The sequence below is a fragment of the Streptomyces sp. NPDC002690 genome (assembly GCF_053592415.1).
In genome coordinates, this window is the sequence record NZ_JBSFVR010000409.1 from 1 (window position 1) to 6,394 (window position 6,394).

Here is a 6,394-nt window from a genome sequence, read left to right on the forward strand (position 1 = left end):
GCCCCGACCGGTGAGGTCGGGGCCCGCGCCGAAGAGCTCCCGGGGAAGGAATCGAACCCTCATTCAATGGACCAAAACCATTTGTCCTGCCATTAGACGACCCGGGAAGGTTTGTCTCTTATGCCCGTTTCCGTGGAACCGGGTGATCGGCAGCCACCACTATGCCGTACCCACGGCCCTCGACGCGACGGTGCGGATGGTCACTTTTCTGGATGTGCGCGGCAAGCCGTCTTCGGTGTTCGATGCCGGAATTCCGCTCCCGGGGGCGTCCCACGCCCGCCGGTGCCACCCGGTCACGTGGCGCTGAACAACCGGGACGCCCGGCCCTCGGAGGGGTTCGCCATGAATCGCCGGTCAAGGGACGCCCCGCACCTCCACCTTTGTTCGAACGCGTGTCGTGCTGTCAAGGTCACCCGAAAATGGGATGCGGGCGCCCGTAGGGTGGATGGCATGACCGCAACGGTGGCAGACCGGGAGGCGGCGGGACTGACCACCCGCGGCTACTGGTGGTGGGAACGGCGGCGTGGTGTCGCCCTGGACGTGGGACTGGCGCTGGTCTCGGCGCTGGAGTGCGGGCTGGAGGGCGTCCAGTTCGCCCAGGAGGCCCGGCTGCCGGTGCCGGTCGGCGTGCTCTTCGGGCTGTTGGCCGGGGCGGTCCTGGTGCTGCGGCGCCGGTGGCCGATCGTCGTGGTGCTGGTGTCGATCGCGACGACACCCGCCGAGGTCGGCTTCCTCATGGGCATCGTCGGCCTCTACTCGCTCGCCGCGTCCGACGTACCGCGCAGGATCACCGTCGTACTGACCGGGATGTCGCTGGTCGGCAGCTTCATCGTCACGTACCTGCGGCTGAGCCGGAACCTGGTCGACCAGGCGTCCTCCGCCGTGCCGGGGGACTGGTACGCCCCCGTCGTCTCCCTCTTCATGGCGCTGGGGCTGACCGCGCCCCCGCTCCTCTTCGGCCTCTACATCGGCGCCCGCCGACGGCTGATGGAGAGCCTGCGCGAACGGGCCGACTCCCTGGAGCGGGAGCTGTCCCTGCTCGCCGACCGGGCCGAGGAGCGCGCGGAGTGGGCGCGTACGGAGGAGCGGACCCGGATCGCCCGGGAGATGCACGACGTGGTCGCGCACCGGGTGAGCCTGATGGTGGTGCACGCGGCGGCGCTCCAGGCCATCGCCCCGAAGGACCCCGCCAAGGCGGTCCGCAACGCCGCGCTCGTCGGGGACATGGGGCGCCAGGCGCTGACCGAGCTGCGCGAGATGCTGGGCGTGCTGCGCAGCGGGGACACCCTGGCCGCGCCGCGTACGGGGTCGGGGCCGGGCCCCGGTGACGGGCGGCAGCCGCTGGCCTCCGTGGGCCGGGCCGCCGCTGCCGCCGCCTCCGTGGCGGAGGACGGGCCGCGCCTCGGCGAGCTGGAGGTGCTGGTCGCCCAGTCGCGGCAGGCGGGCATGACCGTGGAGCTGTCGGTGCAGGGTGCCCCCCGCCCGTACGCCCCGCAGATCGAGCGGACCGCGTACCGGGTGGTGCAGGAGGCGCTGACCAACGTGCACAAGCACGCGGCCGGCGCGAAGACGTGGGTACGGCTCGCGCACCGCGAGGCGGAGGTCGCGATGCAGGTGGAGAACGGCCCGTCCGACGCAGCCGTCGCCGACGCCCACCTGCCGAGCGGCGGCAACGGCCTCGTGGGGATGCGGGAGCGGGTGACCGGCCTCGGCGGAGTCTTCGTCTCGGGCCCCACCGACGCGGGCGGCTTCCGGGTGTCGGCGGTGCTGCCGGACGGCCCCGCGGAGGGGCCGGAGGCGGGAGGGCCCGAGGTCGTGGTGGTGCCCGAGGTGGCGGCGGTGTCGATGGAGGTGGCCCTGCCGGGGCAGGGAGGCGTCCGCGAGGTGGCGGGCGAGAGGGAGCCCGGGGCGCTGTAGCCGGCCGTCACCCGGTGAGGTCCGGGAAGTCGGGCCCGATGGCCAGGGTGATGCCCGCGGCGGCGTCCGGTGCGGCGGGGGCCGGGGTGAGGCCGGGCAGGTGTCCGGCGAGGGACTTGGCCTGGTCCGCCTGGCCGGGGGTGTAGGTGAGGGTGGTCTTGTCGACGTGGGCGGGGGTGTTGCCGGTGCCGGTGATCCGGAAGCCGAGGGCGCGGAGCGCCTCGGCGACCTCCATGGCCTTGCCCCGGGTTCCGGTTCCGTTGAGGACGGTGACGCTCACCGTGCCGGCCGGCGCGGGCAGTTCGGCGACTGCTGCCTTGAGGGAGGCGGGAGTTGTCTCACGGTCTTCGTTCAGGGCGGTGAACAGATCGCGGGCCGCAGGCTGTTGCCAGGAGACGTTCGCCTTGTCCGTCGGTATGTCGCGCTCGCGCGGGTAGTTGGGGACGGTCAGGAAGGAGATCCGGTCGGTCGCCATGCCCTTGATGCTGTCGGCCAGGCTGTAGAGGGGCTTGATGCCGGCGAGTTCCGGGTCGGTGGTCAGCGACTTGGTGGCGGAGTCGAGGAAGCCGTACAGCGCCTTGGGGTTGTACAGCTTGGACTTGGCGCGGGCGGCGAGCGACTTCATGAACTCCTGCTGTCGGCCGATGCGGCCGATGTCCGAGCCGTCGCCGATGCCGTAGCGGGCGCGTACGTAACCGAGGGCCTTGTCGTCCCGGACGAGCTGGCAGCCGGCCTTCAGATCGAGGTCGGCCTTGCTGTCGTGGATGTCCTCCTTCGGGCAGACTTCCACGCCCCCGAGCGCGTTGACCATTCCGGTGAAGCCGCGGAAGTCGGCGATCAGGAAGTGGTCGATGCGCACGTGGGTGCTGGCTTCGACGGTCTTGATGGTGCAGGCGGCGGCCTTGGCCTTGTCGCCGGTGGAGCCGCCGATGGCGTACGCCTCGTTGATCTTGAAGTGGTGGGGCTCGGTGGTGGAGCCGTCGCCTTTCGTGCAGGACGGTATCCGCACCCAGGAGTCACGGGGGAAGGAGACGACGGAGGCCCACTTCCCGTCCCCGCCGGTGTGCAGCAGCATCAGGGTGTCGGACTGCATCGTGGTGAGGTTCTTGCCGTAGGCGTCGCCCAGTCCCTCTCTGCTGTCCGAACCGATGACGAGGATGTTCTGGCCCCCGGCCGCGGCCTCGGGCCGGTCGCCGCCCAGGGCGTCGTCCACGTCGGCGCCTTTGATGTTGCCGCTGAGGTGGGAGTAGACCCAGCCGCCCGTGCCCGTCGTGCCCAGGACGAGGACCGACGCGGCTATCGCGATCCACCGTCCCGTGTGCCGGCCGGTAGGCCGTCCGCGCCGTCCCGCAGAGGGCGTGGTCGTGGCGTTCGCCCTGCGTTGTCCTGACAAGACGTGCTCCTTCGCTGTTCGCGCGGTGATCCCGCGCGGATGGAGAAAGGTCCTGGTCCTGAAGGCTGTCCCGCCGTCCGAGGGGAGGGTGGAGCGGCCGAGTGCGTGTACGAATCCACCGGGTGCGTAGACGCCGTGGGGTCGCCGAACCGTTCCACCGTTCCGCGCCGGCATGGGTGTACTCACCGCGTAGTCGACTCGTCGCGCAACGTAGTATCCGTGAGCTCCTGTTGTCGCTCCACGGAAGGAACTCGCGTGCGCAAGACCGCTGCTGCCGCGCTCGTCGTGCTCGGGCTGTGGGTGACGGCCGCCGCCCCGGCTCCCGCCGCCCCGGCTCCCGCCGCCCCGGCTCCTGCCTCCGCCCCGGCTCCCGCCGCCGTCGCCGCCGTGCCCGCGGTGGAGACCGTGTTCATCGGTGACTCCTCCACCGCCAACTTCGGCATCGCCCCCACGCGCGGCCCCGAGGGCTGTCTGCGGTCCGCCGCGAACTACCCGGTCAAGACCGTCGAGCGGCTCGCCTCAGCCGGTATCCGCCTCGATGTCCGGGGGGACGTGTCCTGCGGGGGTGCCGAGATCCGTCATGTGTGGGACGCGCAGAGCCTGGCGCCGTCAGGCGGGGAGCGGGTCGCCCCGCAGGGCGCCGCGATCGGGCCGGACACCGCGCTGGTGGTCGGCAGCGTCGGCGGCAACACCGCCGGGGTCGCGCGCATCCTCAAGCAGTGCTCGCAACGGCTCAGAGGGGCCGAGGGATTGCTGATGCCCGCCGATCCGGTGGACGCGGCCTCGCCCGCCTCGAAGTGCCCGGCGTTCTTCGCGGGGGAGGGAGCCGGGTGGCTGGAAGGGCGCATGGCGGCCGTCCGCGCGGACTTGGGCCGGATGTTCGCGCGGGTGCGGGAGGAGTCTCCCGACGCCCGTGTGGTGCTGGTCGGTTACCCCCGGCTCGTGCCCGCCGACACCGGGCGGTGCCTCGCGGAGGTTCCGGGCGGGACGGAGAGGCCGTTCGCCGACATCGGGCAGGAGGCCCTGGCGTTCCTCGACGCAGGAGTGCAGCGCCCCCTCGACGCCCTCATGAGGGAGGCGGCGGAGGAGGCGGGGGCGGCCTTCGTCGACCTCTATGCCCGGACCGGTGCCACCACCGGGTGCGACGGCGCCCGGCGCGGTATCGGCGCCCTGCTGGAGAGCTCCGAGGTGCGGTACGGCGGCCGTGAACTGCCCTGGTACGTCCACCCGAACCGCACCGGCCGCGACATCCAGGCGGCGGCGGTCGCCGACGCCATCGAGCGACTGATCGCCGAACGGCGTTGAAGGGGACAGAGGTTGGACACCTGTCGGGGGGTGCGGTCCGGCTTCTCCCGATCGTCGGCGGACCGCGGTGACCGGACGGTTCTGCCAGACTCGGCCGTATGACCGAGAGGCAGCTCCCCGTAGGCGCACCGGTCGATGTCTCCCCTTCGCTGTACGCGTACGCGGCCCACTGTCCCGACGTGGTGGGGGCGGGCTCCCCGCGCAACGCGCTCCAGGCGGTGGCCGACCGCGCGCGCAGCGGTCTCTGGTACGGGCTCACCTCGTCACCGGGCTGGCGCCATGTGGCGGCGGAGGTGGTGGCCGACGGCCGCGGAGCGACCGTTCTGCTCGTGGGCGCCGACGAACGTACCTTCGTGGTCGACTGCTGGGCCCGTGGCATCCACATGGCGACGGGGCGTACGCATGACCTGGCGGCGGTCGTCGGCGCGACGGGCTCCTGGATGGGCGGGGCCAGGGTGCGCGAACTCACGGCACTTTGGGCCTTCTTGAGCACCTGGGACCTCGCCGAGGCCCATGAGCGCGGCGAGGCCGTACCGGCGCGCCGGCAGCCGATGCGCAGACAGAGGCACAGGCACGGGACCGACTCGCAGAACCTGGTCGGGGCCGCCTTCGAACAGCCGAGGCTGCGGGCCCTGTCGCCGGGGTCGTCCGTGGGCCGTCTCACCTTCAGCCGGCGGGTCACGCCGCCCATCTGCACGGACCTGCCGAGCATCCGGCCGCTCGGCGAGGGGCGCTTCGAGGTGAGGTTCGCCGACGGGCGGGTGCATCGGGCGGACGGCGCGACGGCGGCCGTCGCGGTGGCCCTGGCTGGTCTGCCCGACGACGCAGTTCCTCATCCGTAGACCGACCCCCGGCAGGCGGGCGGGCACGCAAGCAGACAAGCGGGCAGCGGAGGCGGGCAGGCAGGCGGGCGGCGAGCGGGCCGCCCGGCCTCCGTCCGGCCCTCAGCCCGATGTCAGCCGGGTCGGCTGGACGCCGGTGAGGAGGGTGTTCAGGGCCCGGTCGATGTCCGCGCCGAGGAACCAGTCGCCGGTGTGGTCGATGCTGTAGACGCGGCCCTCGCTGTCCATGGCGAGGATCGCCTGCCCCTCGCTCTCCTGGCCCAGCGGGCTGACCTCGGTGGCCAGCGCGCGGCCGAGGTCGCCCAGGGTGCGGGCGAGGTGGAGGCCGCTGAGCGGGTCGATCGTCACGGAGGCGGGGGCGATCTGCCGGCCGGGGCCGGGGGCGAGGACGCGCAGGTTGCCGAACTCCGCCCAGGCCTCGACCACGGCGGGGAACACCGCGTGCTCGTGTCCCGCCGGTGAGGTGTGGGCGCGCAGGGCGTCGGCCCACTCCTCGGCCTGCCGGATGATCCAGCGGCCGGGCTCCCAGCCCGCCGCGCGCAGGGCCTTCTCCACGACGGGGGTGAAGCGGGTGGAGGCGTGTTGGTTCGGATCGTGCATCGGGGTGCCGTCAGCCCTTCTCGGCCGTGGTGGCCGCGCCGTCGGCGGTGAGGTCGACGGGGCGTACACCGAAGTGGGCGAGCATCACCGTGCAGGAGCGGCAGGGCGCGGCGTAACTTCCGTGGCCGGGGTCGCCGTCCTCGCGGATGTGGCGGGCGGTGAGCCGGCCGTGCTTGAGCGCGCGCCGGGCCTCGCCGCTGGTGAGGGGTTTGCGCTGGGCGCGCTTGGAGCGGGTTCCCTCTGCCGCGGTGAGCTGCCGGGAGAGGAGTATCGCCTCGGGGCAGCGGCCCGTGAAGCGTTCGCGCTGGCTGGTGGGCAGGGTGTCGAGGAAGTCCTG

The 6,394-nt window shown here is 72.7% G+C and carries 6 protein-coding genes and 1 tRNA gene; 3 read left to right on the top strand and 4 right to left on the bottom strand.

Going from position 1 to position 6,394, the window contains the following annotated elements; translation table 11 throughout:
• Positions 1-36: 36 nt before the first annotated feature.
• Positions 37-107 (bottom strand) — tRNA-Gln (locus tag ACWD3D_RS31920).
• A gap of 343 nt (positions 108-450) precedes the next feature.
• Between ACWD3D_RS31920 and ACWD3D_RS31925 the strand changes: the two genes are divergently transcribed.
• Positions 451-1,917 (top strand): sensor histidine kinase, encoded by a 1,467-nt coding sequence (locus tag ACWD3D_RS31925; protein ID WP_451464225.1) that lies wholly within the window; start codon positions 451-453, stop codon positions 1,915-1,917.
• 7 nt (positions 1,918-1,924) lie between these two features.
• Here the strand turns inward: ACWD3D_RS31925 and ACWD3D_RS31930 are convergent, their stop codons facing one another.
• Positions 1,925-3,310 (bottom strand): LCP family protein, encoded by a 1,386-nt coding sequence (locus ACWD3D_RS31930; protein WP_451464226.1) that lies wholly within the window; start codon positions 3,308-3,310, stop codon positions 1,925-1,927.
• Positions 3,311-3,565: 255 nt separating this feature from the next.
• Here ACWD3D_RS31930 and ACWD3D_RS31935 point away from each other — a divergent pair, with 255 nt between their 5' ends.
• Both ACWD3D_RS31935 and ACWD3D_RS31940 read left to right on the top strand, forming a co-directional pair.
• Positions 3,566-4,615, top strand: a complete 1,050-nt coding sequence (locus ACWD3D_RS31935; protein ID WP_451464227.1) for an SGNH/GDSL hydrolase family protein — start codon at positions 3,566-3,568, stop codon at positions 4,613-4,615.
• Between the two features lie 98 nt (positions 4,616-4,713).
• Complete coding sequence (locus tag ACWD3D_RS31940; protein ID WP_451464228.1) at positions 4,714-5,457, top strand: DUF6193 family natural product biosynthesis protein; 744 nt, start codon at positions 4,714-4,716, stop codon at positions 5,455-5,457.
• A 102-nt stretch (positions 5,458-5,559) separates the two neighbouring features.
• On the opposite strand, the gene ACWD3D_RS31945 is transcribed toward ACWD3D_RS31940, so the two are convergent.
• On the bottom strand, positions 5,560-6,057 hold the full coding sequence (locus ACWD3D_RS31945; protein ID WP_451464229.1) for an SUKH-3 domain-containing protein: 498 nt from the start codon (positions 6,055-6,057) through the stop codon (positions 5,560-5,562).
• 10 nt (positions 6,058-6,067) lie between these two features.
• Positions 6,068-6,394: YwqJ-related putative deaminase (locus ACWD3D_RS31950; protein WP_451464230.1), on the bottom strand; the 327-nt coding region annotated here is incomplete at its 5' end.

Excerpts from the sequence above, each read along its gene's own strand:
- ACWD3D_RS31925 (WP_451464225.1), top strand. The coding sequence starts at position 451 with ATGACCGCAACGGTGGCAGACCGGGAGGCGGCGGGACTGACCACCCGC.
- ACWD3D_RS31940 (WP_451464228.1), top strand. The coding sequence starts at position 4,714 with ATGACCGAGAGGCAGCTCCCCGTAGGCGCACCGGTCGATGTCTCCCCT.
- ACWD3D_RS31945 (WP_451464229.1), bottom strand. The coding sequence starts at position 6,057 with ATGCACGATCCGAACCAACACGCCTCCACCCGCTTCACCCCCGTCGTG.